This window comes from Rheinheimera mangrovi, from assembly GCF_003990335.1.
Lineage (GTDB): Bacteria > Pseudomonadota > Gammaproteobacteria > Enterobacterales > Alteromonadaceae > Pararheinheimera > Pararheinheimera mangrovi.
In genome coordinates, this window is record NZ_CP034683.1 from 3,040,407 (window position 1) to 3,065,198 (window position 24,792).

Below are 24,792 nucleotides of genomic sequence, written 5' to 3' on the forward strand. Positions count from 1 at the left end.
GCTCTGACCCAGATATCAAAATTCGAGTGAAACATCTGATTCAGATTAAACTACAAAAATAGCTTGAGGGACCAGAAAGCAACCAAAGCAATTTGTGTAGTGGGTCAGAGTGGGTCTGATCCGCTGGCTTTAGTAATGCAGTTGCGCCCTGCCGCCTTGGATTGATACAAAGCCTTATCAGCAGCCTCCAGCCAGTCCCGATATTCACCCATATTTTCACTGTATTCAGCCACGCCTATACTGACGGTTACTCTCAACACTTGCTGATTGTACTCCACAGCCATAGCTTCAACGTTTTTACGCAGACGTTCAGCAAAAAACATCGCCTGCTCAACAGTGGTATCGAGCAACAAAACGGCAAACTCTTCACCGCCATAACGGCCAGCCACATCAGTGCTGCGCAGATTTTTTTTCACAGCAACAGCAACCTGTTGGATCACTGCATCACCGGCTGCATGGCCGAAGGTGTCGTTCACTCTTTTAAAGTGGTCAATGTCACACATCAGCAAAGTACTGTGATGGCCACTGCGTTTGATGCGTTTGTATTCATTAATCAACGCCTCTTCCCAAAAGCCTCTGTTATTTAAACCGGTCAGGAAGTCAGTTTTGGATAAAGTACGGAGCTGGCCATTCATCGACTCCAGCTCTAACCTGCTGACAGCCACGTCAGTGACGTCATAAATAATCAGGCAAAGGTGGGTCACTCTGCCCATAGTATCGCTCAGCGGGAATATGGTGCTGTTTTGATACATGTATTCAGCCGAGCCTGTAATAGGCCGGTAGTTACGGAATTTAAAAATATAAGGTCGTTGCTCCCAAATAGTGAAAGCACGGTTTTTCAACAAAATCACCGGATCGCATTTACGCCTTAGCCAGTCTTCATCAATTTCGGAGAATAAATCAAACAGGTATCTGTCACGCACCTGACGGGGCGTCAGGCCACTGTGGTTTTCCATAAAGCCGTTCCACACCTGAATGCGGTAATCAGCAGATAACACCACCAGACCAACGTCAACCGTTTGGAACATGTCCATCAACCAATGGATTTCGGATACATCTACGTTGTTTTGTGACATTTAATCTTCCAGAAGGAACTCGACTTTATAATTCAGCGTTTTAATACTGTCTTCGGTAAACAACAGTAATAAATCGCAGCTGATATTATAGTTTTCAATACCATAACTGATTTCTATCGCTAAAGTACGGCGCCAGCGTCTGGCATTGGCTTTAATTAACTCACTGACAGGCGCATGTTGGCCTAATACCACAGGGTGACCCTGACTAAAGGTCATATCAATTTGTTCGGCCAGGCCTTTTAACACAGCACCAATCAGAATATTGGCGATATCCATCAATAGCTCCAGCTCGACTTTAGTGGTCAGCTCACCATCGAACTGCATCAATCTTGCTATATCGACAAAGCTGGAGTCATTCAATATCAGCAGCGCTTCACCAGCAACACCGCCGCCAATAAAGCCCTGACAGACTGCAGAGGTGTTTTCTTTTTGCTCCACCGAGGCGATGGCCATATGCAATTCGCTGACTTCAATCACATTGACGTTAGGGATCGGCAGTTTGACAAATACGTTCAACAAACGTGCTAATAAGTCACCGGCCTGGCCCATAGCCACATTGCTCAGCTCCTGGAACACATCACGTAAATCGTTGGAAAGAACAAAAGAGCCGCTGTTTTTTACTGCTACTTTGGGTTCGTTTTTGGCTTGCTCTTGCTGCTGAATTGTTTTTTGTTCAACCAAACCCAGCACATGATTCAGCTTTTGTTGATCAACTGGCTTTTTAATAAAATCCAATGCGCCATAAGATAAAACCCGTTCCCGGGCTTCCGGCTGAATATCACCTGATACCACTATGGTTTTGACGGAAAGCTGTTGTTTCTGGATAGCAGCAAGCACCTGATAACCATCCAGTATCGGCATATTTAAATCGAGGAAAAGTAAGTCTATCGACTGGCGCTGCAAAATATCCAAAGCTTCTCCACCATGACCAGCAAACTGTACATTTTGCTGCCACTCAGATGGCAAAGCTCTCGCCATTTGCTTACGTGCCAGGTTGGAATCGTCACATATCAAAACTGCTGCTACCATTTACGGCTCACTTCACGTATTGTTATTTTTCAGTGTAGTCAGAAAGATGGCTCTGCGCTAACCCCGTGTAGTATCTGACAAAAAATAAGCAATACCTACTATTTTTTCACTTTCAGCCCTATTACCAATCTGGGAGACATCGAATGTCAACTAATCTGATAAAAACAATCATCTGCTGTCTGAGCTTAAGTCCTGTGGCTTGGGCAGTCGATTTAAATGCTCAGTTGCCAAGCCGTTTGTCTGAGGTAAAAGTCGGTAATAAAGCCGTTGAATTGCAAGGCCATCAGGTGCAGTTGCAGCAACAAGCACCTGATTTTCAAGTAGTAGATGAGAAGTTTAAAACCATCAAATTAAGCAACTTTAAAGGCAAAACCGTATTGATCAGTGTGGTGCCCAGTGTCGACACAGGAATTTGCTCGCTGCAAACCAAAAGATTTAATCAGGAAGTCAGTAAGGTGTCTGACGATGTGGTGATGATGACCATATCTACTGACTTGCCCTTTGCACAAAAGCGCTATTGTGCTCAGGAAAAAGTAGATCAGTTAATGGTGTTATCTGATGCCGTCTGGCGCGATTTTGGCAGTAATTACGGCTTATTAATTAAAGATATGGGCATTCTGGCTCGTGCGGTATTAATCATTGATAGTAAAGGAAATTTGGCCTATCAACAGTTGGTTCCCGTGTTGGCACAGGAGCCGGATTACGCCCACAGCATGGCTGCTCTTGCGCAAATTACTGGCAAAAAATCCTAATTATTTGCTTGCCCCTCTCTTGAAAATTCTCTAAACGAACATATTAAAACAGCAGGTGGCCATCCGGCACCTGCTGTGTCCTTAAGACTTGAAGTTGCCTTGCAACTGCAATTACTTAGGAAAGTATAGGAACAATTGCTCGTTCATTTGAAGAGCAGAACAGATAAATCGCCTTAGAGGATTTTAACTATGCATACCGTAGATTTCACCCCATTTTACCGCTCATTTATTGGTTTTGATCATTTAGCTAACCTGATGGATGCCGCTGCCCGCAATGAAAAGCAGCCTGCTTATCCCCCTTACAATATTGAGGTGACAGGTGAAGATCAGTACCGTATTACCATGGCTATTGCCGGCTTTGATGAAAACGAACTGTCGATTGAGACTGAACACAACAACTTAGTGGTACGTGGTCAGAAAGCCGATAAAACCGAAGGTCGCCGCTTTCTGCATCAGGGCATAGCAGAGCGTAACTTTGAACGTAAGTTCCAGCTGTCTGATTACATTAAAGTGACTGGCGCTCAGATGAGCCATGGCCTGCTGCATATTGAGCTGGTACGTGAAGTGCCGGAGGCGTTAAAACCACGCAAAATCAGTATTAATCAGCAGTCGACGGCCAAAGTTGAACCTCAACTGCTGAATGAACATTTGGCCCAAGTGAGTAATGGATAAGCTTAATAATGGCTAGGTTTAGTAACGGCTAAACGCTGAATAAACTCAAGCAGAACCGAATTCACCAGTTCTGCATCTGTAACGGGCCCCATGTGGCCCGTTTTTACTATTTGGAACTCAACGCAAGGCAAAGCGCCAGCCAGCATGGTAGCCAAACGTTGTGCTGATAACTGGCTTTGCTCGCCACTTAACAGCAACACAGGACAGTGAATAGCTGTGGCATAGTCGGTAAGCGTTGCGGGCTCAGCACTTAAAGCTTCAAAATCAGCGGCCACTTTCCCCACTTGCGTTGTGAGTTTCTGCTGCATAACATCCGGCAAATGACGGAAATAACCTTCACCTTGCCAATAATCAATAAAAAGCTCTGCCGCGTCTTTTGGGCTTACATTCAGCATCTGCTGACTTAACTGTTGCACCTGCTGATACAACGACACCTCTGCCGTTTTAAATAAATGAAAGGCCACAGGTTCAAACACTAACACGGCTTTAAATAATTCTGGCCTTGAGCGCGCCATATGCAAAGCGACTGCACCACCAAAGGAGTGGCCAATTAAAATCACTGAAGCAGCTGCTTTCCCTTCCAGCAAAGGCCACAACTGCTTTGCTTCATCAGCAAGTTGCATAGGGCGGGGGTAACTCTCTGTATTACCGCCATAACCCAGCAGATCAGGATTCAGTACCTGATAATCTGCTTTTAGAGCCAGCTTCAAGCCCTGCCATTGGCGCCCGCTGGAAAGCGAACTATGCAGCATCAGAACCGTAGTTTGCATAAGTTATTTCATCAGCAAAAACACAGCACCTACAATAAGTGCAGCGAAAGTGGAAATCATACCTAAAAAACGAGGCACCGACGTGCCGCTGCTGCGCCACAAACCTACGGCATGCAGTACTCGTCCAGCTAAAGTTAATCCAGCCACCAGATGCAGTTGCCAGACAGGGCTTTGTTGTAACTCCAGCAACGCAACAAGAATAAGCAAAAACGGCACATATTCAGCAAAGTTACCGTGCATCCGCACCGTCTGTAACAGCTGTGGTTCTTTACCTGTACCCAGCCCAACTCTGTGCTTAAAACGCTGGCGTATCACAAAACCAGCCAAGACGACGTACAACAGTGCCAGAATCGCAGCGTAAAAAGAGGTAATAGCTAAAGTCACATTTATGCCCTTAAAGTTGTTGCAGAACTATCGACTGAAATATCCTGCCGAAGAGACTGAAGCTCATTAAATCCTTAGAACCACAGAAATCGCTACAGAATTTAATAAAAAGCCCACTCTAGGTGGGCTTAGATGAAACAGCTGTGGGTTAACCTAATAACGCCTCAAGTTTTGCACTGACTTGCTCAACTGGTAAAGTACCTACCATATAATGGTACTGAGTGCGACCTTGCTCGGCTTCTTTACGGTAATAACCGACCAGCAGTTCTGTCTGCTCGTGATAAATACCTAAACGCTTACGCACAGTTTCTTCCTTGTCGTCTTCACGGATCACTAAATCCTCACCCGTTAAGTCGTCTTTACCATCCACTTTTGGTGGATTGTAACTGACATGATAAACACGACCTGATGCCGGGTGCACACGACGGCCGCTCATACGCTCAACAATCACATCATCCGGTACATCAAATTCAATGACGTGATCAACCACTACACCATTGGCTTTCATGGCATCAGCTTGTGGAATAGTGCGCGGGAAACCATCCAATAAGAAGCCTTTGGCACAATCTTCTTTACTGATCCGTTCTTTCACTAAACCAATAATTAGGTCGTCAGACACAAGTTGGCCAGCATCCATCACTTGCTTAGCAGCCAAACCTAAAGCACTACCCTCTTTGATGGCAGCACGCAGCATGTCACCAGTCGAAATTTGTGGGATCCCATACTTGTTCATCAGAAACTGCGCCTGAGTTCCTTTACCAGCACCCGGGGCACCCAACAAAATAATACGCATACAAAGATCCTCAATTAACCTGGGATTGATCCATTTGTTATAAGGGGTGAATCTTTACATAATGTGCATCATCAGACAAGGAATTTGTCTGCTTGTCTTACCTGATCGGCCGCAGTCAAGCCTACTTTGGTAGGATAACTTGCTACAATAGCCTTTTGGGCTATCTGGAGAGCGGAAATAGGACTGACAGGAAAAAAAGTCGAATAAAGACAGTAAGCTATTCGACTAAGGTAGTGCATATTTACTGCGTTTCAGCGCAGTAGCTATCGCAAGGCATTTAAGATTAAATTGTAAAACTGCCGAAATAACAACCAAAGAGAATTCAAAATAAATAATTGATTCTAAAGGACTAAATCAGCAGGTTGCGCGCAAAGCCTCAACAAAATTGATTGAGATCAATAAAACCAGGAATTTTATACAGAAAGGCTCCGGAAGCATAGAAAACGCCCCGAAACCCCGCTTTTATTCAGGCTTTAAATTGCAGGTTTTGCAGCAGTTGCTGTTCGCCCTGTTGCAGCACTTTTGCTTTATCACTCACCATTACCAGAATAGCTTTATGGCTATTGATACTACGTCCCAAATATTTATCATCATGAAACTCTGCTTCATAATCCAATGAGTTCTCTTTGGGCACCACAAAAACCGTCATCAATCCTTGCTCAGTCTCAACGACCAGATGCAAAGAACGGGTGCCGCGGAAGTTACAGAAGTTGGCATAAACAACAGCATGGCTGCTTTCAACCAGACTGGCGTCAAACTCAGCCAGTTTTGCATTCACATCAGACAACGACAAAGCCGTCGTCATATGCTGGATATATGGCTCTTCATGGTAGACATGAGCCAGCGAATTTTCGCCAAGACTTTGCGAGCCATACAGGAAAAACGACCAGTTCAGCGCAAAACCAGCTAAAAACGCCACTGAAGCCGCTAACGCAATCAAATTCTGATAAAAGCGCTTTTGCTGTTGTTGCTTGTGTTTGTGCTGCTGCATCAACAATGTGTTTTCCAGCGTTTTTGGCACCGGAGGGCTTAACAACTGCTTGATGTGCTGGTCCAGCTCTAGTACATCCTGATGAAATTGCTGACTATCCGGATCCTGCTGCAACTGCTGTCGTTGTTCAGGCGTCAAATGATAGGGATCAGTCAGCAAACGACGACGAACTTCTAACTCATCCATTTCTTTGCTCCCTGACGCTTTCATGGCTTAACAAATCCCGTAACTGCTTACGGGCGCGGAATAAACGGGTGTTCACTGTATTAAGATTCAGAGACAGCAATTGTGCTATCTCATCCCCACTAAAACCGCCGATAATTTGCAGGATCAAAGGCTCGCTGTATTCAGGCTCCAGACTCTCAATTTGCTTTAATAATTGCTGCTGTGAATACAATTGCTCAGGGCTCACCTGATGTTCATCCAGCAGTAAATCCTGCTCTACTTCCTGGTATTGAAACTGTTTACGTTCAAAACGCCGGGCATTTTCATTCCGTAAAATAGTAAATAACCAGGCTTTGGCAGAGGCTTCGTTTTGCAGCAAATCAATACTTTTCCAGGCACGCAAATAGGTATCCTGAACTAAATCTTCGGCAACATCGGCATTTCGACAAATCCAGCAACTATAACGGTATAAATCCGCATGATATAAACGTACTAACTGCATATAGCTATGCTGACGTTGCTCTTTCTCCGTTATTTGTTTCTTAGGTGCTGATTTGAGAGTTGACCACCACATTATTTTTTTTGTCCTTGTAGCCAAGAGCCTTAAATCCGGCGGTTCTGTCGGTTCAGGCTGCTCACTATAGGACATAGAGCGAAGAAAACTCAAGCTTCTGTCTCCTGCGGTATAGCTACCTGAACGACTTTGCGCCCTAACCAATAATCCAGACTTAACCAGCGCCCAGCCCCATACACAACCAATACCACTAACATAACAAAGTAAGTGGCGGCAAACTCAATACCGTTATTCAGCACCACTAATTTTCCGCTGGAGACAAGCCAGTGGTAATCTGGCTGTTGCTGCAAAATTTGATTGGCTTTGGCTAGTTTCTCTGGTGCAGCTATCACAGCGTCATTGCGAAAAATAGTGCCATCGGCTAACCAACTTGACGCATCCGCTATCGCCAGCCAGCCGTTTTTCGCATGCACTGTTAGCATAGCCACCAGCATGGTCATACTTAATCCCAAAGCAGTCAGTCGGGTGAATACCCCGAATAGCAGAGCTAAACCGCCGCCGAGCTCTAGCAGTATGACCAAAGACAATAACAGCGCAGGCGCAGGTAAACCTAAGCCCCAGTCCGGGTTGGCAAACCAGCTTAAGGTGCTGTCAAAGTTTTGTAGCTTAGTCCAGCCCGCCTGCATCATCACAGGCGTTAAGTACAACCGCAGTAACAACAATGGAATAAAATCCAGCTGCTGTAGTTGGCTCACTAGTTTTTGATAAAAGAGAATACCTTGTTGTATCACAAGCAGGCTCCGCATAATGCCGTTGTGACAAGAGACAGGAAAGTGCGAAATAATCTTTCAAATTGGGGCAAAAAAAAGAGTCAGCCTTAACAGCTGACTCTTCTACCCGCACTTAACTCATCAAGAGATTAAGCTTTTTTTGATAAATCCAACAGCAGCGCGTTTAAGCGGCTAACAAAAGTTGCAGGATTTTTCAGGCTGCCACGCTCAGCTAATAAGGCCTGATCAAACAAGACTTCAGCCCACTGTTTAAACTGCGTTTCGTCCTGCACATCGGCAATATGCTTCACCAGTGCATGGTCCGGGTTCAGTTCAAAAATAGGTTTTACGTCCGGTACTTTCTGACCAACAGATTCCATCAGCTTCATCATCTGCGTGCTCATGTCAAACTCGTCAGTGACGATACAAGCTGGGCTGTCGGTTAAGCGATGGCTGGTTTTCACTGCTTTGACCTGATCACCTAAAGCTGTTTTAAAGCGTTCAGTCACAGCAGCAAATTGCTTTTCTGTTTCTTCCTGAGCTTTTTTGGTTTCTTCGTCATCCAACTTGCTGATATCCAAGCCACCTTTGGCGATAGAACGCAGCTTTTTACCTTCAAAGTCAGTCAGATGCTGCATTAACCACTCGTCAACACGGTCGGATAACAGCAGCACTTCTATGCCTTTTTTACGCAACACTTCTAAGTGTGGGCTGTGTTTGGCGGCTTCATAACTGTCAGCAACGATAAAATAAATTTCGTCCTGACCTTCTTTCATCCGGCTGACATAAGCTTCTAAGCTAACCGTCTGATCGGCATTGTCGTTATGAGTAGAAGCAAAACGCAGCAGCTTAGCTATGCTGTCTTTGTTACCCGCATCTTCAGCCGGGCCTTCTTTCATCACCTGACCGAACTCGTTCCAGAAGGTCTGGTACTCAGTTTGATCTTCAGCTTTGGCCATTTTTTCCAGCATTTTTAAGACGCGAGAGGTACAGCCTTTGCGTAAGCTTTGCGTCACCTTAGTATCCTGTAGAATCTCGCGGGACACGTTCAATGGTAAATCGCTTGAATCCAACACACCTTTGATAAAACGCAGGTAACTTGGCATAAACTGTTCAGCGTCATCCATAATAAATACACGCTGCACATACAATTTTAAGCCATGACGGGCTTCACGGTTCCACATATCAAAAGGTGCTTTTTTCGGCACAAACAATAAACTGGTGTAGTTGGTATTGCCTTCGACTTTGTTGTGAGTCCAGCTTAATGGCTCACTCCAGTCGTGCGAAATATGCTTGTAGAATTCCTGATATTCATTTTCTGTTACTTCAGACTTATCACGCATCCAAAGCGCTGTGGCTTTGTTGACTGCTTTCCAGAACCCTTCAGTAGCAGGGATTTTTTCGCCCTCTTCACCGTCCTGCTCTGGCGTGCCTTCCTGATACATTTCAACAGGAATGCTGATATGGTCTGAGTATTTAGTGACAATAGACTCGACTTTCCACTGGTTTAAAAATTCAGTTTCTTCGTCACGTAAATGCAGAATAATTTCTGTACCACGGCTGGCTTTGACTATAGGTGTAATAGTGTATTCACCTTCGCCTGTAGATTCCCACTCAACAGCAGAATCAGCTGGCGCACCGGCTTTACGGGTTTTGACTGTCACTTTGTCGGCCACGATAAAAGCGGAATAAAAACCTACACCAAACTGACCTATCAGCTGAGAGTCTTTGCTTTGGTCGCCTGAGAGCTGGCCAAAAAATTCTTTAGTGCCGGATTTGGCGATAGTACCTAAATGGCTAATCACTTCATCTTGCGTCATACCAATACCGTTGTCGCTGATGCTAATGGTTTTGGCAGCTTCATCCAGACTGATACGAACGCGTAATTCGCCATCATTGTCATACAGGCTGCTGTCTGACAAAGCTAAAAAGCGCAATTTATCCGCCGCGTCTGAAGCATTAGATACCAGCTCGCGCAGGAAAATTTCTTTATTGGAATACAGCGAATGGATCATCAGCTGCAGAAGTTGTTTGACCTCGGCCTGAAAGCCGTGCTTTTGTTTTTGTACTGTCTCAGTCATATACAGCTCCTTATCTTTCGTGGAATGACTTTCAATTGTGCTGGCAAGGATATGGGTTTAATACCCACAAATATCAAGGGGGCAATAGCGGCAAAACAGAGAACAAAAATAGAGCATCAGGCAATTGGATAAAGAATAAGCTGTTATTTGGTAATGCAAGAGCGCAGCCAACAAAGCTGCAGCTTCAAGGACGAAAGTTCTGAGCAAAGGCATTGGAGTTGTAGCAAGAACGCAGCAACGCTGCTATAGCTTCAAGGACGAAGCTCAGATAGGTTTGCGGCCACTAAAGGCGTGTGACAAGGTAGTCCCATCCACATACTCTAAATCCCCCCCCACAGGCACACCATGGGCAATACGGGAGACATTCACCTGATACTTTTTACACTGCTCGGCAATGTAATAAGCTGTGGCATCACCTTCCACTGTCGGGTTAGTGGCTAGTATCACTTCCTGCACCGAACCTGTACCCAGCTGTTTTTGCAGTAAATCCAGGCCCAATTCTGAAGGACCTATGCCATCAAGTGGCGACAACTGGCCCTGCAAGACAAAGTAACGACCTCTAAACTGGCCGGTTTGCTCTATGGCAAACTGATCAGAAGACGAAGCGACAATACAAAGGCTTTGACTGTCGCTGCGCCTCGGGTCTGAGCAAATAGCACATAAATCAGTTTCGCAAAAAGTACGGCACTGCTGGCAATGCCCTACTTTCTCCATAGCCACAGCCAGAGCCTTAGACAACTGCACGGCTCCAGAGCGATTGCGTTCCAGCAACTGCAGGGCAATACGTTGTGCCGACTTAGGACCTACGCCTGGCAATATACGCAAGGCGTCGATCAGTTGCTGCAACAATGGGCTAAATTTGCTCATAGTGGATCAAATCACCACTTAAAACGGCATCTTAAAACCAGGAGGTAATTGCATACCACCGGTCACTGCAGCCATTTTGGCTTTATTGGCTTCTTCCACCCGACGTACCGCATCATTAATAGCAGCAGCGACTAAGTCTTCCACCATCTCTTTGTCATCCTGCATCAGACTGTCGTCTATGCTGACACGGCGTACATTGTGGTTGCCTGTCATAGTCACTTTGACCAGACCAGCACCTGACTCGCCTGTCACTTCCAGATTAGCCAATTCCTGCTGGGCCTTTTGCATTTTATCCTGCATGGCTTGCGCCTGCTTCATGATATTGCCTAAACCGCCACCACCACCTTTGAACATAACTGTACTCTCTTAAAAAATGACTCAATTAAACTGGCGACAAGATAATGACTTGAGCCCCAAAATACAAGACGAATTAGTTGACAATAATACTGTCAGCGACTATTTCCGCCCCAAAATCTTTCTGCAGTTGCACCACCCATGGATCCTGCTGCAACAACTGCTCTACATAAACCAAACGTTCCTGCTCAATACGCTGCTGAATAGCCACAGGGCAAGTTTCTACCCAAGGTTGGTATTGAATATCCAGCTGAACCGCCTTATGAAAGGCCTGACTCAACTCTTTGACAATTTCAGCACGGAATTTTTCTTTATCCAGGTGCTGCTGGCTTTGGCAGACCAGCAACTGCACAGTATCCCCTGCCCAATTGATGCAGCTATGCAATAAGTACAAACGCAGTAATCCACCTAAATTCAGGCTGTCTACTAAAGCAGCCCATTCATCCACCTGAGCGGCAAGACGCACAGAGAAGTTTTCGGCTGTGATCACACCATCAAAACGATACTGTGCTTTCGCTTCTGGTACGGCAGCAACAGGCTGTGGTTCCGGCACAGCTTCAGATTGATGCTGTTGCTGAAATTCCTGCCAGGCCCAATCGGCCGCAAAATCAGCATCCTCTGTTGGTATATCTGACGAATCAGATTCATCTGGATAAGCAGACATTGCCGGTTCTGACTGTTCAGGCACGACTGGAGGTAAAATCGGCGCTTGTTGCGGTACAACGGGCTGCAAAACTGCTGGCTGTGAAGCGGCGACTGGAGCAACTTGTGCTCTTGGCATAACAAATGGCTCTGCAGCCTTGGCTACAGCAGGAGTGGGTTCAGACTTTTTTTCGGTCTGAGTCTCCACAGCTCTATCTACGCTCACATTATCAGCTTTAATACCACGGCGCGCCAAAATAGAAGCGGCAATACCTGAAGCAGCTGGCTGCGCAACAACGGCCACAGCTTCTGTTGCAACATTCTGCTCTGGCGGCATTTCGACTGCGGCTTCAAGCATTTGAGGCATTGATTCTGCCATCTCAGGCGCAGGTTCGTGCTCTTTAGCCGGAATTGCCGCTGCGGTTTCAGGTAAATTAAACTTAGCTTTGAGTTCAGCCGCATGCGATACAGGAGTTGAAGCGCGCATCGCTGGAGAAGTATCAGCGCCGGGCACAAAAGCCACAGCTCGTAATAATGCCATTTCCAGACCAATACGAGGCTCTGGTGCAAAAGCCAGTTCCTTTTTGCCGGAAATCAGTAACTGATAAAACAACTGTAACTGCTCAGGGCTTTGCTGCTCCGCTAATTGCTGCACAAAAGCACTGTGATCTGTCACTAAGTCAGCCGCCTGCCAATTAAACTGACTTAAGGCCGCTAAATGCAGTAAGGCCAGCATATCATCCAGCACATGGGCAAAATGACTGTGCTGCTGCACTAATTGATCCAGATGCTGTTTCAGTGCAGCTAAATCGCGGTTAATCACAGCAGCTAATAAAAGCTCAGCCCATTGCTGCTCCAGATACCCCAACATATCGCGCACCAGCGGCACTGTAATATTGGAATTACTTTGGGCTATGGCCTGATCAGTCAGACTTAACGAATCGCGTAAACTGCCTTTGGCGGCACGAGCTAACAAAGCTAAAGCTTCTTCGGCGGCCGAAATACCTTCCTGCGCCAATACATAAGACAAGTGCTGTTTAATTTGTTCTGGGCTTAACGCCTTTAAGCTGAACTGTAAACAACGGGATAACACTGTGACAGGCAGCTTTTGTGGATCAGTAGTCGCCAGCAAAAACTTCACATGTGGTGGTGGTTCTTCCAGCGTTTTCAAAAGCGCATTAAAGCTGTGGCGCGACAGCATATGCACTTCATCTATTAAGTAGACTTTATAACGACCGCGGCTTGGCGCGTACTGCACGTTATCGAGTAAATCGCGGGTGTCTTCCACTTTAGTGCGGGAGGCAGCGTCAATTTCTAACAGATCAACAAAAAAACCCTGATCAATTTCAATACAAGCACTACAGACACCACAAGGCGTGGAGGTCACGCCAGTTTCGCAGTTTAAACTTTTAGCAAAAATACGGGCTATGGTGGTTTTACCGACACCACGGGTGCCAGTAAACAAATAGGCATGATGTAATCTGTTATGATTGAGCGCATTAGTCAACGCAGTCTTCACATGGTCCTGACCAACCAGTTGACCAAAATGTTGAGGTCGCCATTTTCTTGCCAGTACCTGATAACTCATGCCACCTGCGCCTGTGTTTTATTGGAATTAATCGCCTGCAAATTCAACCAGACTGTAAAGGTTCAACCCAAGCTTTTCTAAACGCGCTTGTCCGCCCAAGTCCGGCAGATTCACCACAAAAGCGGCGTCTGTTGCTTTGCCACCCAAACGCTCGACTAAACTGGTTGTCGCAGCAATAGTACCACCTGTAGCCAATAAGTCATCCACTAACAGCACCTTATCTCCGGCCACTATAGCGTCTTTATGAATTTCCAGCGTGTCTTCGCCGTATTCCAGCTGATAAGACTGGGCAATACGTTCACGTGGCAATTTACCCGGTTTACGCACTGGCACAAAGGGTAATCCCATCGCATAAGCTAAAGGTGCACCAAAAATAAAACCGCGGGATTCAGTACCAACAATCTTAGTAAAACCTTTGCCCTGATACTCTAGTTTGAAGGCATCAATCACCTTCGCAAACGCATCGGCGTCCAGCATCAGACTGGTGACATCACGAAATAAAATACCTGGTTTTGGATAGTCAGGTACGGCTTTGATCACCTGGCTTAATAAAGCAGAAAGAGATTCTGTAGTCATTCTCAGTTTCCTGATCCTAAAATAGTAACCAAAGTCGGGCACAATCAGACCGACCTAAAATAGATAAAAAAACCGCCACAAGGCGGTTCATTTATCACTCGCAAAAGGTTTAGCTGAAAAAACGAACCCAGCTGATAATTGGAGGAAGGCATAAACACGCCAGAAAAGCGACTACCAATAACACTAATTGGCCGATGCCAAAAGATTCTTTAAAATTTTCGTCTGCCATGATCGGAGCTCACTCGCTAAAAAGGTGGAACATGGTAATGAATTTTAGTCAGCTTGAAAAGCATGCACTATGCCTTTCGCCGCAAAATTCAACAGTATTTGTTCAGCGCCTGACAATAATTGCTCAGCATCCAGTTGTGGCACATAAGGCGCTAACTCATCAACCAGCCCTACCAATGTCAAGCCGGGTTGCTGCGCTAATAGTTGCAACAATAAAGTAGTCAGCTGGTTGAGGGCAATAAATTTCACTTCATCGTCACTATTACGATGAATGAGTAAAAAGCTGGTTTCGCTTTCAGTGGGTTGAAACTCAACACAAATTTTATGCACCGGGTACTGATAGGCCTGAACAGATGCCAGTTCAGACAATTGCAATGCCTGCTGTTTTAGATCCGTCACCGCATGCACTACTTCTGCCTTACGGGTTGCAAGTTCAAGCTCAAGCCATTCGTACTGGGCCAGCTCCAGCATAAAAACCGGGTCATCGCCCTCGGGCTCGTATTGCTCTTGTAAAAAATCTAAAAAGCTCTGGGCTATGGATAAAAAGAACGGACTCTCGCAGCGATAGCTTGCGAAAAACAGCTGTAACCGCTGCTGCCATGCCTGATCTGCATACAGAGACTTCAGCACAGGAAAAGCGCTGCTGACAAAACCCGAAACATTGTTAAACAATAACTCCCGATACACATCCAGGCGTTCCTGATCGACATCTGCAGGCTTCTCGCTCTGCTCTGGAGAGCGTAAATAAGCAACAAACTGATGTTGAACCTGTTGAAACTTCATATCAGGCCCTTAACTTCATAGAGTCAGTTGGCTGCAGGCGACGAATATGCGCCAACTCAAGTTGCAGTTGCTGCATATCCGGAATATTAAAATCCCGCTCTAGCAAAGTCGGAAATAAGCCATGATGCTGATAAGCTTCAGATAATAAAGACCAGACCGGTTCAGACACATCAGCACCGTGGGTATCAATCAGTAAGCTGTCATGTTGGCGGTAATGCCCCGCGACATGACCATAAGCAATACGTTGTGTTGGCAGTCCTTTTAAGAACGCCAGAGCATCATAGCCGTGATTGACTGAATTCACGTAAATATTATTCACATCTAATAGCAGCTTACAGTTGGCCAACTCTAACACCGCATTGGTAAATTCAAGCTCCGTTAATTCCTGGCCAGGCGCTGCATAATAAGAGACATTTTCGACGACCAATGGCTGTTCAAGAATATCCTGCACTACACGAATACGATCTGCCACATAAACAGCAGCTTCTTCGGTAAAAGGGATAGGTAATAAATCGTACAGATGGCCAGCAGCTGAGCAGTAACTCAAATGCTCGCTGTAAAGCTTAATCTGATGCTCTTTTAAAAAGGCTTTGATTTGACGGACAAAATCCAAATCTAATGGATCAGGACTGCCTAAAGACAAAGATAAACCATGACAGATAAAAGGATAACGTTCAGTGAGCTGGCGGAATTTTTTCTGGTAACCCCCACCATAAGGCAACCAGTTTTCCGGTGCCACTTCAAAGAAATCAATATCTGTTTGTTGCTGCTCCAGCACAGCATTCAGCATTTCACGCCGCAAGCCTAAACCCACATGAGAAGCAGCTAAACCAAAATCAGACATACAGTCTCCTTAAAAGCAGTCAGCCCGCGAGTGCAGGCTGACTATCTGTGGTACTACGCAGCACCACCGCACTTACCTTCACCACATTTAGCTTCTTTGGATTTTTCTTTGTCTTTAGCGTCTTTTTTTTCGTCGCCACATTTACCTTCACCACACTTGGCTTCTTTGTCTTTCGCTTTGGCTTTATCTTCGCCACATTTAGCTTCTTTATCTTTGGCTTTATCAGCACCACAAGAAGCTTCAGCGGACGCTAACTGGTAACCTGCATTCAGCTGTTCAGCAGAAAACGGATTCGCATTTGCGCTTAAGCTCAGCGTAGCTAAAGAACCCAGTACTAAAGCACTGACGGCAACAGCAGTAGTTTTATTTGATTTCATAACAATGTTCCTTGTGGTTGCATTAAGTTGCTTCAAACAGACCAGACTAACTACAAAAAAATTTCAATACTTCTCACATTACGCAAAATTTATTGATATACATCACGGCAGACAGCATCACTCAGGTACAAACTAACAGCTTCATCAGGAGCTTTCGTCATGCCTTTGCACACAACCCAGTACTATCAGCAAAAACTAGAACTTGAGCTTGCTCAAATTCAGCAGAAAATCATCAGTTGCTTACAGCAAAGCCATGATTCTGACTATTTGCTGCTTGCAAAAAAACTGCAAGCTGATTCAGTTATGAAATGGCCAGAGTTGATGTCTGGTGTATTTTCAGAGCAACTAAAAGATTACCGGCACAGACTAGAGCAACTGGAAGCGTCATTAAGCCAAATTCAAATTGGATTATACGGTTACTGTGCTGACTGTGAAGCCGAATTGTCTGCTGAGCTACTTGAACTCGACCCAGCCCAGCAAAGGTGCAACAGGTGCCGCAAATCCTGACATCAGAGTACAGCTTTATCCCACTCGGTAGAATTAATCCATTTAGCGCCTTTGCCATAAACAGGCTGACGTTTTTCTAAAGTCTCAAAGTCAAAATCACGCCGGAAAAAAATTGATGTTGTCGAAGTATGGGATTCGCAAGGCTTAAAACCAGTCATATCGACCTGCAGCAAGCCAGACGATTTAAGTAAAGCCGCTGTATTTGGATGCCAGTCTGCATTATCAAGCACAATACAGCCTCCAGGTGCCAGCTTATTTAAAGCTTGCACTGCGGAATCATAACGATAACCAAAGCCATCAACGATGATGATATCAAACAAACCGTCCTGCTTGCTGATCGCCAAAGGAAAGTCACGGTTCTGTGCAAAAATGAGCTGCACATTAGGTTTGATTTGCGATTTGAGTTTGGTGTACCAATCCTGATTATTTTCGACGCTGACAACTTCAGCAGCCCTCTCCATCCAGAAAAAAGTGGAAGCTCCGGCGCCAAATTCAAACACTCGCTTTTTCCTGAAATCGAACTGCGTCAGGTATTCAATGGTCGGATAGGTATACAGAGGTAAATAGCCGCCACTTTTATCTACCGCAACCCCCTTTTCAACCGAAAACACATAACCATACACATTGCGCAAAATATTCATACATGAAGCAAGATACATTTCACCTTTGGGCATTTCGATCGCATCTGCATGATTTTTTAGCTTATTGTCTGCAGCTTGCTCCTCACTAAATCGTCCCCAAAACATAAATCCTCCTTTAAAAAGTTAATCCAATGGAATTAAATCAAACGCCACTGTTAGACGGTAATGCTGGCCTGCAAAAGGTTCAGTGCCATGCCACATCATTGATGGAAACAATACTACAGTTCCGGCCTGAGGTTTAACTAAAATATCAGGCTGCATTGCAAGTTGTTCAGTCAATTCAGCCTGACCAAACTTAATCCACCCCTGCCCTTTTTCTTCAACAGCCGGCGGTATATCCACATAATAACAACCACTGATCCAACCTTCGCTGTGGTAATGATTCTTATGAAACCCACTTTGATTCAAACGCACAGACCAGGCACCTGTAAATAAAAATCTGTCGGATTTACGACACAAAAACGGATGAGAATTGTCCTGTGGCAAGCTTTGAATATATAACAACACCTGTTGACGAATTTGTTGTTCCAACTGTTGGATCGGCTCTTCCTGCCTTAAAAACAAGTGATCATCAGTTTGAGTACCGTGCCGGAGAGATTGATCCAGAGGATGTCTCTGTGTCTGATGAAGAGGGGTTATCACTGAGGCTAAGCTTTGATTAAACTGCTGTATGGACGCATAACCAGCAGGAGGTTCAACCGCTCTTACCTGCACAAAGCTATCGTAATTGTACAAATGTCGATAGGCGGTGCTTTGGCCGAGGTGCTTTAACGCAGCGGCATAATGCGCATACCAGGCCTGATTCAGAGGGAAATCCTTGATGAGCGCTTTAAACTGCAGTAATGCATGTTCATTTTCTTCCAAAGACAAATAGCATAGTGCCATTTCGTTACGAATTTCCGAGTCTGTCGGCTGTTGCTGAAATGCGGCGCTAAGAAAACTCAAGGCGTGCCCAGCATCTCCGGCGCTACGGCGTAGAAAGCCTTTGTATACTAAAGCTTCAGCTGTCTGCTTTTGAGCCAGATACAAATCTGTGATCTGTTCAGCTTTGACCAATGCATTGGCTTTAATCAGCTTTTGAATATAAGGTCCATATAAATGCAGTAGTTGCGGTTGCTGCACCAGCAGCTGTTCATAATGACTAAAACAATCGTCATCGCCAGTCAGCCAGCTAAAATCCGATAATAAATGATGCAAAGAAGCATCGGTTGGAAACTGCTGCAGTAAGTATTTAACCTGCATTATGGCTGCTTTTGTATCACCTGTTAAATAAAGGATGGTCGCATACTCTCGTTTTAACGACAGATCAGCAGGGTTCCTTGCCATAGCCTGAGCTAATTGCTCAAGTGCATACTGATACTTTCCTTGATGTCTTAATATGGAAGAATACATTAGCCATAACTTAAGCTGGCCCGGCTGTTCGGCCACGGTAGCTTCAAGTAAAACTTCTGCGTCATTCACTCTGCCGCTTTTTTCGAAGGCCTGCGCCAAAGCCAAAATTGCGTCAGGATGTTTTGGCTTGAAGCTAAGTGCTTTCTGTAGCAAAGGAATAGCTTCACGCAATCTGAGCTGTTTTTGTAGCAGCAAAGCAGCATTATAGTAAGCGTCAAAATACTGAGGCTGTAGCTCAATAGCGCGATGGAACAAACTTATAGCTCTGGCTTCCTGTTTATGCCGCTTGAGTAAGTTTGCAAAGTTATTTAACAACTCAGGATTATCAGGTTGCAGCTTAAAGGCATGTTCAAAGGAGGCAAGAGCATCCAACTCCTGGCCTAACTTACGTTCTGTCAATGCTTTTAAATGCCATACTTGTGCATGCTCTTTGTGGCGTGAAGCCAATAGCTGTAACAACCGGATGGATTGCTGGTATTGTTGGCTCTGATACAAGCCCAGCGCTTGCTGCATTAACTGAGCAGAATCTAACTGTTTCATCACTTCTTATTATCGCAGTCTGTTTTCATCAGTCTAGGTTTTACCACAAAGCCGCTTATTGCGGCAGATCATTTTCCACCGCATAAAGGTAAAAAAAACCAGCCATATGGCTGGTTTTTTCAAGAGTTCAGCTTAGAACTTAGCTGACACACGAGCATACCAGTACTGACCAGCAGTATCGTATGACGCGTTCAGAGTGTTCATATCGCCGTAATCTGTTACGTATGGTGGCTTCTTATCAAATAAGTTACGAGCACCCAATGTAAAGGTCATATTCTCGTAGTAGTAGCTACCTTGTAGGTCGTTATACACAACTGTACCAGTGCTATCACTAGTGTTGCCTTCTGTTGGAGTTAACGCATCAACACCTGACAGAGAGCGCATCATCCAGGTTGCAGACCATGCATCTGTAGTGTAAGACGTTGTTAAGTTAGCACGTAATTTAGAGAACGCAGCCGGGCTGGTTTCCCATTGGTCTTCTGCATACTTACCAGCATATTTCAGCTCAGCTTCACCTGCGAAAGGAACGTAGGAGTAGTTCTCTAAGTAAGTACCATCTAAACGAACTTTCAAACGACCAGCGCCTAAATCGAATTGGTAAGACGTATCAAAGTCAACGCCTGAAGTTTCGAAAGTCGACAGGTTAGCATTTGTAACCAGAACACCAGAGATAGCACCTAAAGCATCACGACGTGGTGAAGTTGGGTGCGGAGCTGCCGGAGTTGGCAAAGCGCCAGGACCAACCATCAGAGCACACAGCGGGCTAGAGAAGTTTGCACTTTCATAACATGCGGTAACGATGTTGTTAGTACCAGCAGTACCTATACCGTTGGTAATTTCGATGTCGAAATAATCAAGTGCAAAGCTGAAGTTATCAAATGGCGTGTAGACGAAACCCATAGTTAAGCTTTCAGACTCTTCCGGGGTCAAATCTGGGTTACCACCAGTTAAAGCACTAGCCTGGTTAGACGTCAGAGTGAAGTTACCTGGTAAACCTTCAGCAGCACAGTTTGCTTTTACGTTTGCAGACTGAGTACCAGTTGCATAGTTAGTACAAGGTTCTGCGTAGTTCAGGTTTGACTCAGCTTGAGGAGCATACAGTTCAGAGATGCTTGGAGCACGGAAACCGTCAGCTTTAGTAGCACGTACTAATAAACCATCAAAAGGAGTCCACTCTAAACCTAACTTGGTGTTAGACGCCGCGCTCAGGAAGTTGTAGTCAGTGCGACGTACAGCTGCAGATAAGTTCAGGCTTTCGACCATAGGTAAGTCAGCCAGTAACGGAGCGCTTAATTCTAAGTAAGCTTCGTTCAGATCGTATTGACCTTCTGTCTTCTCACCTACTACTGAGTAGATTTCGCCGATTATAGCAGCGCCGTCTGGCTGGTTCAGGTAATCTTCCCAACGTCTTTCAACACCAAAAGCCCAAGCTGCTGGACCTGCTGGTAATTCGAAATCACCAAAGTCACCGCTTAAGTTAGCCTGGAACTGCTTAGTTACACCACGAACTACTGGTGAGTTTGGCAGGAAAGCGTAATCGATCATTGCATCAGTTAAAGTACCGGCTTTGAACGGGTTCCATAAACCTGGGCAAGCTGCATCAGCCGCACAAGCAGTAGGGTTAGTTAAAGTCAGGAAACGTTTAGGGTTAGCACGACCGAAGTCAATACGTGAATCTACATAACGAGCGTAGTTAAAAGATGTATCCCATGACCAGTTGTTTTCGAAGTCACCTTCAAAACCAACAACCATACGGTAATCAGAGAAGTCTTGAGTAAAGGCTCGACCACCAGTTTCGAATAAACGACGGTTTACTGTAACAGCAGTAGGAGTTGCTGCATTACCGTTGATATCAAAACGAGTTGGGTTGTCCGGGTGATCCGCAGGAACAACTTGTCCCCAGAATGTACCTTCAGCGCCCATTAACTGGTTAGATTGGCGGTTAGTGAAACCAGCTTCAGTGAAAATACGAGTGCTGTCAGTTAATTCATAACGGCCAGAACCGTTGATGCTGAACACTTCCTGTGGAGTAACCATGTAGCTTACAGCTGCATAGTTGAAGGTGTCTGCGCTTGTCAGCTTACGGTTTAAACCAGTCACAGGATCAACGATCCAGCTTGTAGAACCACCGGCACCTGACTGAGTGTAGTAGTTGCCCGGAACGCTAGAACGCCACGTACCGTCAGCACCAGTACCGGAACCCACACATTCAACACCGCCTTCGCCATCATCTGCGTAAGCACAAGCTGAGAAGTCACGGTCACCTTGAGAAATAGGATTACGCTTGCTGTATTCTAAAGCAAGAACAACGTTACCTTTTTCACTGGAAGCACCTGTAGTAACAGAAAGTTTATAAGTTTCACCGTCACCTTTGCCAGTCATATCTGTCTGAGCACTAACTTCTGTACCTTCGAAGTTAGTTTTGGTGATGAAGTTAACAACACCAGCGATAGCATCAGAACCGTATACAGTTGAAGCACCATCACGCAGAACTTCTACACGTTCAACAAATGACAGAGGAATAGAGTTTAAATCGCTTGAAGCAAAACGGCGGCCGTTGATCAGTACCAGAGTACGACCTGAACCTAAACCACGTAAAGACACAGTAGCATTACCAGCACTACCGTTGTTTACGTTAGAACCTTGAGCTGCACCGTTTACTGCTGGTAAAGACTGAACGAATTTTTCCAGAGTAACGTGACCAGAAGCTTCGATATCAGCAGCAGTAAATACTGTGATTGGGCTTGCTGACTCTAAGTCAGTACGTTTGATACGAGAACCAGTAACTTCAATCCGTTCAACATCTTTAGCTTCTTCAGCTTCTTGTGCATTTACTGATCCCGTGAATGCAGCTGTAGAGGCAGCACCAAAAGCAACTGCTAAACGCACTGCTTTGGACAACTTAGTATTTGTAAACATGTTTTTCTCCCTGGACCACTATATAGTGATTCTATTTTTACGATGACCAACCTTTACGGCGATTGGAACTCCGAACGTTTCGCAATCTGGGCAGACGTCGAAAACAACGACCCGATAATAAACGCAATTTTTCAGCACGGTCAACAGCTTTTACGGAACGAATTGCCATTGGTGTTGTCAACCGCCGCCAAGACTCAAAGAGCGTTAAGTAAATATAGTTAACAGAGTGGGTGTTTTTTTTAAATTTATCTCTATTTAACCCTCAAAAAGTTCATTTACCAGCCAATACCGGCCTCATTTTTAACCATTTTAATTTTCTCCTTCATTTCGTCGCTAATTTTTGTAAACTTAACTCTACAACCTATAAGTCAATTTTTTTCATTTATCCGACGAAGAAAATGTCAATTTTTAACCTTAATACCAATATTGCCATCCACTGAAAGCTGACTTATCATGAACACCTGTTTTTTTATCCAGATGTTTTAATGCTTACTGATGCTCTCAAAAACCAAATCCGCGACATTCACCAGCAGCTAAAAAGCAATCTGACGAATTACCAGCCTCGCCCTGGCCAGAATAAAATGGTGGCCGAAATTGCCAATACTCTGGCAGGTAGCTACCACAGCTATGACAGAACCTTATTAGTGGAAGCAGGAACAGGCACGGGCAAGTCGCTGGCTTATTTAATGGCGGCAATTCCTTTTGCATTAAAACAAAAAAAAACGCTGGTGATAGCAACAGCGACTGTGGCTTTGCAAGAACAGTTGGTGCAAAAAGATTTGCCCTTTTTCCTGAAATACAGCGGTCTGAAATTTGAATTTTGCTTGGTGAAAGGCAGGCAGCGTTATGCCTGTATAGAAAAAATCCGCCAGCAACTGCAGCAGCCAGATTTATTGCCTTTATTCCAAAGTACAGCGCCTGCTTCTTTGTTACAGCAGTTACTCAGCAACTGGCAGCAACGGCATTGGCTAGGTGACAGGGACAGCTTAAAAGAGCCGGTAGCTGATGAACACTGGTATGCTATCGCTTCTGATCCTGCACATTGCAGCAAAGCCAACCCGGTGCATCATCAATGCCCTTTTCATTTAGCTCGTGCCGAAATAGAAGGCAGCACAGTACTAGTGGTCAATCATGCTTTGTTACTGGCAGATTTGGATGCTGGCTCGCAAATACTTCCGCCGCCTGCTGATTGTATTTATGTCATAGATGAAGCTCATCACTTACCCGACAGTGGTCGTGATTTCTTTTCAGCCCATGCCCCGCTGAGTTTCCCGGCCCAGTATCTGGAAAAACTAAAAAAGACCACTCAGCAGCTCGCCGGTGTATTACCACAGCACGGCGCTATGACCGAGGTATTAAAACTTGATGAACTGGCAAGCGACTTTTTAAAACAACTCAAACCCGTGCAACATCAAATTGAATTGAATCAGCACCACTGGTTTGCGAAAGAGCCGCATTACCGTTTTGCAGATGCAGTACTGCCGGAAACCTTTGCTTCTAATGCTAACCGATTAGCCGAGTTAAGTGGTAAAGCCTTATCCGCTATAGAGAAGCTGCAGCAGTTTTTATCTGAAGCTGCTACTGAACATAAAGTTGCAACTAAGTTGGTACTGCCACTGCAGTTTGAATTAACCGCGATAGAGCATAGATTTGAGCAGCAATCGGAACTGTGGCGACTGTATTCAGTCCCGCAGCAAAAACACGTCAATCAGGCGCGTTGGGTCACACAAGATCAAAAAGAGCATCAGCAAAGCAGCGCTTATGCTAGCCCCTTGTCGGTGAGTTTTCTGTTAGACGATTTGTTATTCAGTCAGGCTTTTGCAACAGTACTTTGTTCCGCCACCTTAACGACGCTAAATAGTTTTGACTATATCAAGCAGGAGCTGGGGCTTTCCCTGCACCAAGGTTTGCAAACCCTCAAAGTCGACTCCCCCTTTGATTATCAAAACAAAGCCAGTTTGCTGTTGCCCAAAATGCAGACAGACCCCAGCAGTGACGCCTTTACTGATGAATTAATAGCAAAACTGCCACAGTATATGGATAAAAAAGCCGGTAACCTACTGCTGTTTGCGTCGTATTGGCAGATGCAAAAAGTAGTAGAGGCTCTGAGAGCTAAAGGTTGGTCTTTTTTAGTACAAGGTGAAGCATCCCGCCAGTCACTGCTGGAACTTCATGCCCTGAAAGTAAAAGCAGGCGAAGGCAGTATTTTATGTGGTACCCAGAGTTTTTCTGAAGGTTTGGATTTACCGGGCGCCTTGCTGACTAATCTGGTGATCACTAAATTACCTTTTGCTGTACCCTCCTCACCTTTAGAAGAAGCTTTATCTGAAGCTATTACTAAAAGAGGCGGCAATCCATTTTTGCAAATGACAGTACCAGCCACAGCACGAAAACTGGTGCAGGCCTGTGGTAGACTGCTACGCCAGGAGAAGGATCATGGCCGTATTGTTATATTAGACAGACGCTTAGTGACCAAAACTTATGGCAAGGCCATGCTCAACGCTTTGCCTCCCTTTTCACAAACTATTGAAGAGTAA

At 45.2% G+C, this 24,792-nt stretch carries 23 protein-coding genes; 4 read left to right on the plus strand and 19 right to left on the minus strand.

The genetic code is table 11. The features are described from left to right. Nucleotides 1-104: 104 nt before the first annotated feature. Together EK374_RS13645 and EK374_RS13650 are read right to left on the minus strand one after the other, a co-directional pair. Complete coding sequence (locus tag EK374_RS13645; RefSeq protein WP_127024621.1) at nt 105-1,076, minus strand: sensor domain-containing diguanylate cyclase; 972 nt, start codon at nt 1,074-1,076, stop codon at nt 105-107. Beyond that, entirely contained in the window at nt 1,077-2,105 is a 1,029-nt protein-coding gene (locus EK374_RS13650; protein WP_127024624.1) for a response regulator, read from the minus strand. It lies immediately after the preceding gene. Nucleotides 2,106-2,248: 143 nt separating this feature from the next. Here EK374_RS13650 and tpx point away from each other — a divergent pair, with 143 nt between their 5' ends. Continuing rightward, a complete protein-coding gene (gene tpx, locus EK374_RS13655) occupies nt 2,249-2,857 on the plus strand; it encodes a thiol peroxidase (protein WP_127024627.1) in 609 nt (202 codons plus the stop codon). 189 nt (nt 2,858-3,046) lie between these two features. After that, complete coding sequence (locus tag EK374_RS13660) at nt 3,047-3,529, plus strand: Hsp20 family protein (RefSeq protein ID WP_127024631.1); 483 nt, start codon at nt 3,047-3,049, stop codon at nt 3,527-3,529. Nucleotides 3,530-3,531: 2 nt separating this feature from the next. On the opposite strand, the gene EK374_RS13665 is transcribed toward EK374_RS13660, so the two are convergent. The 14 genes from EK374_RS13665 to EK374_RS13730 all read right to left on the minus strand — a co-directional run bounded on the left by EK374_RS13665 (nt 3,532) and on the right by EK374_RS13730 (nt 16,256). Beyond that, nucleotides 3,532-4,299, minus strand: a complete 768-nt coding sequence (locus EK374_RS13665; protein WP_127024635.1) for an alpha/beta fold hydrolase — start codon at nt 4,297-4,299, stop codon at nt 3,532-3,534. Nucleotides 4,300-4,302: 3 nt separating this feature from the next. Beyond that, nucleotides 4,303-4,683 (minus strand): MAPEG family protein, encoded by a 381-nt coding sequence (locus EK374_RS13670; protein ID WP_127024638.1) that lies wholly within the window; start codon nt 4,681-4,683, stop codon nt 4,303-4,305. 148 nt (nt 4,684-4,831) lie between these two features. Then, the gene (gene adk / locus EK374_RS13675) at nt 4,832-5,476 is read right to left on the minus strand and encodes an adenylate kinase (RefSeq protein ID WP_127024641.1); all 645 of its coding nucleotides are present in this window, start codon (nt 5,474-5,476) and stop codon (nt 4,832-4,834) included. A gap of 466 nt (nt 5,477-5,942) precedes the next feature. Further along, nucleotides 5,943-6,653, minus strand: a complete 711-nt coding sequence (locus EK374_RS13680) for a DUF3379 family protein (RefSeq protein WP_164731880.1) — start codon at nt 6,651-6,653, stop codon at nt 5,943-5,945. Continuing rightward, the gene (locus tag EK374_RS13685) at nt 6,646-7,206 is read right to left on the minus strand and encodes a sigma-70 family RNA polymerase sigma factor (RefSeq protein ID WP_127024647.1); all 561 of its coding nucleotides are present in this window, start codon (nt 7,204-7,206) and stop codon (nt 6,646-6,648) included. The genes EK374_RS13680 and EK374_RS13685 overlap by 8 nt, the downstream gene beginning before the upstream one ends. Before the next feature lie 89 nt (nt 7,207-7,295). Then, entirely contained in the window at nt 7,296-7,937 is a 642-nt protein-coding gene (locus tag EK374_RS13690) for an HvfX family Cu-binding RiPP maturation protein (RefSeq protein ID WP_233280255.1), read from the minus strand. Between the two features lie 128 nt (nt 7,938-8,065). Beyond that, complete coding sequence (gene htpG, locus EK374_RS13695; protein ID WP_127024653.1) at nt 8,066-9,997, minus strand: molecular chaperone HtpG; 1,932 nt, start codon at nt 9,995-9,997, stop codon at nt 8,066-8,068. 264 nt (nt 9,998-10,261) lie between these two features. Further along, nucleotides 10,262-10,864, minus strand: coding sequence for a recombination mediator RecR (gene recR, locus EK374_RS13700; protein WP_127024656.1), 603 nt, complete (start codon nt 10,862-10,864; stop codon nt 10,262-10,264). An 18-nt stretch (nt 10,865-10,882) separates the two neighbouring features. Next, nucleotides 10,883-11,218, minus strand: coding sequence for a YbaB/EbfC family nucleoid-associated protein (locus EK374_RS13705; RefSeq protein WP_046520585.1), 336 nt, complete (start codon nt 11,216-11,218; stop codon nt 10,883-10,885). Between the two features lie 76 nt (nt 11,219-11,294). Next, nucleotides 11,295-13,448, minus strand: a complete 2,154-nt coding sequence (gene dnaX / locus EK374_RS13710) for a DNA polymerase III subunit gamma/tau (protein ID WP_127024659.1) — start codon at nt 13,446-13,448, stop codon at nt 11,295-11,297. Between the two features lie 27 nt (nt 13,449-13,475). Then, nucleotides 13,476-14,024, minus strand: a complete 549-nt coding sequence (gene apt / locus EK374_RS13715) for an adenine phosphoribosyltransferase (protein WP_127024662.1) — start codon at nt 14,022-14,024, stop codon at nt 13,476-13,478. Between the two features lie 273 nt (nt 14,025-14,297). Beyond that, nucleotides 14,298-15,035 carry an HvfC family RiPP maturation protein gene (locus EK374_RS13720; protein WP_127024664.1) on the minus strand — a complete coding sequence of 246 codons (738 nt, stop codon included), beginning with the start codon at nt 15,033-15,035 and terminating at the stop codon, nt 14,298-14,300. 1 nt (nt 15,036) lies between these two features. Continuing rightward, nucleotides 15,037-15,879 carry an HvfB family MNIO-type RiPP peptide maturase gene (locus EK374_RS13725; protein ID WP_127024667.1) on the minus strand — a complete coding sequence of 281 codons (843 nt, stop codon included), beginning with the start codon at nt 15,877-15,879 and terminating at the stop codon, nt 15,037-15,039. A 53-nt stretch (nt 15,880-15,932) separates the two neighbouring features. Further along, nucleotides 15,933-16,256, minus strand: coding sequence for an HvfA family oxazolone/thioamide-modified RiPP metallophore (locus EK374_RS13730; protein ID WP_127024670.1), 324 nt, complete (start codon nt 16,254-16,256; stop codon nt 15,933-15,935). Between the two features lie 159 nt (nt 16,257-16,415). Here EK374_RS13730 and EK374_RS13735 point away from each other — a divergent pair, with 159 nt between their 5' ends. Further along, the gene (locus tag EK374_RS13735; protein WP_127024673.1) at nt 16,416-16,763 is read left to right on the plus strand and encodes a conjugal transfer protein TraR; all 348 of its coding nucleotides are present in this window, start codon (nt 16,416-16,418) and stop codon (nt 16,761-16,763) included. A gap of 2 nt (nt 16,764-16,765) precedes the next feature. Here the strand turns inward: EK374_RS13735 and EK374_RS13740 are convergent, their stop codons facing one another. From EK374_RS13740 to EK374_RS13750, 3 genes are all read right to left on the minus strand, one after another. Then, nucleotides 16,766-17,509: an O-methyltransferase gene (locus EK374_RS13740; RefSeq protein WP_127024676.1), complete on the minus strand. Its 744-nt coding sequence runs from the start codon at nt 17,507-17,509 to the stop codon at nt 16,766-16,768. 18 nt (nt 17,510-17,527) lie between these two features. Beyond that, nucleotides 17,528-19,336 (minus strand): tetratricopeptide repeat protein, encoded by a 1,809-nt coding sequence (locus EK374_RS13745; RefSeq protein ID WP_127024679.1) that lies wholly within the window; start codon nt 19,334-19,336, stop codon nt 17,528-17,530. Nucleotides 19,337-19,468: 132 nt separating this feature from the next. After that, nucleotides 19,469-22,255 (minus strand): TonB-dependent receptor, encoded by a 2,787-nt coding sequence (locus tag EK374_RS13750; protein WP_127024682.1) that lies wholly within the window; start codon nt 22,253-22,255, stop codon nt 19,469-19,471. 485 nt (nt 22,256-22,740) lie between these two features. On the opposite strand from EK374_RS13750, the gene dinG reads away from it, so the two are divergent. Beyond that, on the plus strand, nt 22,741-24,792 hold the full coding sequence (gene dinG, locus EK374_RS13755; RefSeq protein WP_127024684.1) for an ATP-dependent DNA helicase DinG: 2,052 nt from the start codon (nt 22,741-22,743) through the stop codon (nt 24,790-24,792).

What these genes read in the sequence shown, in the direction of transcription:
- EK374_RS13645 (WP_127024621.1), bottom strand. Translation starts at nt 1,076, where the DNA reads ATGTCACAAAACAACGTAGATGTATCCGAAATCCATTGGTTGATGGAC.
- EK374_RS13650 (WP_127024624.1), bottom strand. Translation starts at nt 2,105, where the DNA reads ATGGTAGCAGCAGTTTTGATATGTGACGATTCCAACCTGGCACGTAAG.
- tpx (WP_127024627.1), top strand. Translation starts at nt 2,249, where the DNA reads ATGTCAACTAATCTGATAAAAACAATCATCTGCTGTCTGAGCTTAAGT.
- EK374_RS13660 (WP_127024631.1), top strand. Translation starts at nt 3,047, where the DNA reads ATGCATACCGTAGATTTCACCCCATTTTACCGCTCATTTATTGGTTTT.
- EK374_RS13665 (WP_127024635.1), bottom strand. Translation starts at nt 4,299, where the DNA reads ATGCAAACTACGGTTCTGATGCTGCATAGTTCGCTTTCCAGCGGGCGC.
- adk (WP_127024641.1), bottom strand. Translation starts at nt 5,476, where the DNA reads ATGCGTATTATTTTGTTGGGTGCCCCGGGTGCTGGTAAAGGAACTCAG.
- EK374_RS13680 (WP_164731880.1), bottom strand. Translation starts at nt 6,653, where the DNA reads ATGGATGAGTTAGAAGTTCGTCGTCGTTTGCTGACTGATCCCTATCAT.
- EK374_RS13685 (WP_127024647.1), bottom strand. Translation starts at nt 7,206, where the DNA reads ATGTGGTGGTCAACTCTCAAATCAGCACCTAAGAAACAAATAACGGAG.
- htpG (WP_127024653.1), bottom strand. Translation starts at nt 9,997, where the DNA reads ATGACTGAGACAGTACAAAAACAAAAGCACGGCTTTCAGGCCGAGGTC.
- recR (WP_127024656.1), bottom strand. Translation starts at nt 10,864, where the DNA reads ATGAGCAAATTTAGCCCATTGTTGCAGCAACTGATCGACGCCTTGCGT.
- EK374_RS13705 (WP_046520585.1), bottom strand. Translation starts at nt 11,218, where the DNA reads ATGTTCAAAGGTGGTGGTGGCGGTTTAGGCAATATCATGAAGCAGGCG.
- dnaX (WP_127024659.1), bottom strand. Translation starts at nt 13,448, where the DNA reads ATGAGTTATCAGGTACTGGCAAGAAAATGGCGACCTCAACATTTTGGT.
- apt (WP_127024662.1), bottom strand. Translation starts at nt 14,024, where the DNA reads ATGACTACAGAATCTCTTTCTGCTTTATTAAGCCAGGTGATCAAAGCC.
- EK374_RS13720 (WP_127024664.1), bottom strand. Translation starts at nt 15,035, where the DNA reads ATGAAGTTTCAACAGGTTCAACATCAGTTTGTTGCTTATTTACGCTCT.
- EK374_RS13725 (WP_127024667.1), bottom strand. Translation starts at nt 15,879, where the DNA reads ATGTCTGATTTTGGTTTAGCTGCTTCTCATGTGGGTTTAGGCTTGCGG.
- EK374_RS13730 (WP_127024670.1), bottom strand. Translation starts at nt 16,256, where the DNA reads ATGAAATCAAATAAAACTACTGCTGTTGCCGTCAGTGCTTTAGTACTG.
- EK374_RS13735 (WP_127024673.1), top strand. Translation starts at nt 16,416, where the DNA reads ATGCCTTTGCACACAACCCAGTACTATCAGCAAAAACTAGAACTTGAG.
- EK374_RS13740 (WP_127024676.1), bottom strand. Translation starts at nt 17,509, where the DNA reads ATGTTTTGGGGACGATTTAGTGAGGAGCAAGCTGCAGACAATAAGCTA.
- EK374_RS13745 (WP_127024679.1), bottom strand. Translation starts at nt 19,336, where the DNA reads ATGAAACAGTTAGATTCTGCTCAGTTAATGCAGCAAGCGCTGGGCTTG.
- EK374_RS13750 (WP_127024682.1), bottom strand. Translation starts at nt 22,255, where the DNA reads ATGTTTACAAATACTAAGTTGTCCAAAGCAGTGCGTTTAGCAGTTGCT.
- dinG (WP_127024684.1), top strand. Translation starts at nt 22,741, where the DNA reads ATGCTTACTGATGCTCTCAAAAACCAAATCCGCGACATTCACCAGCAG.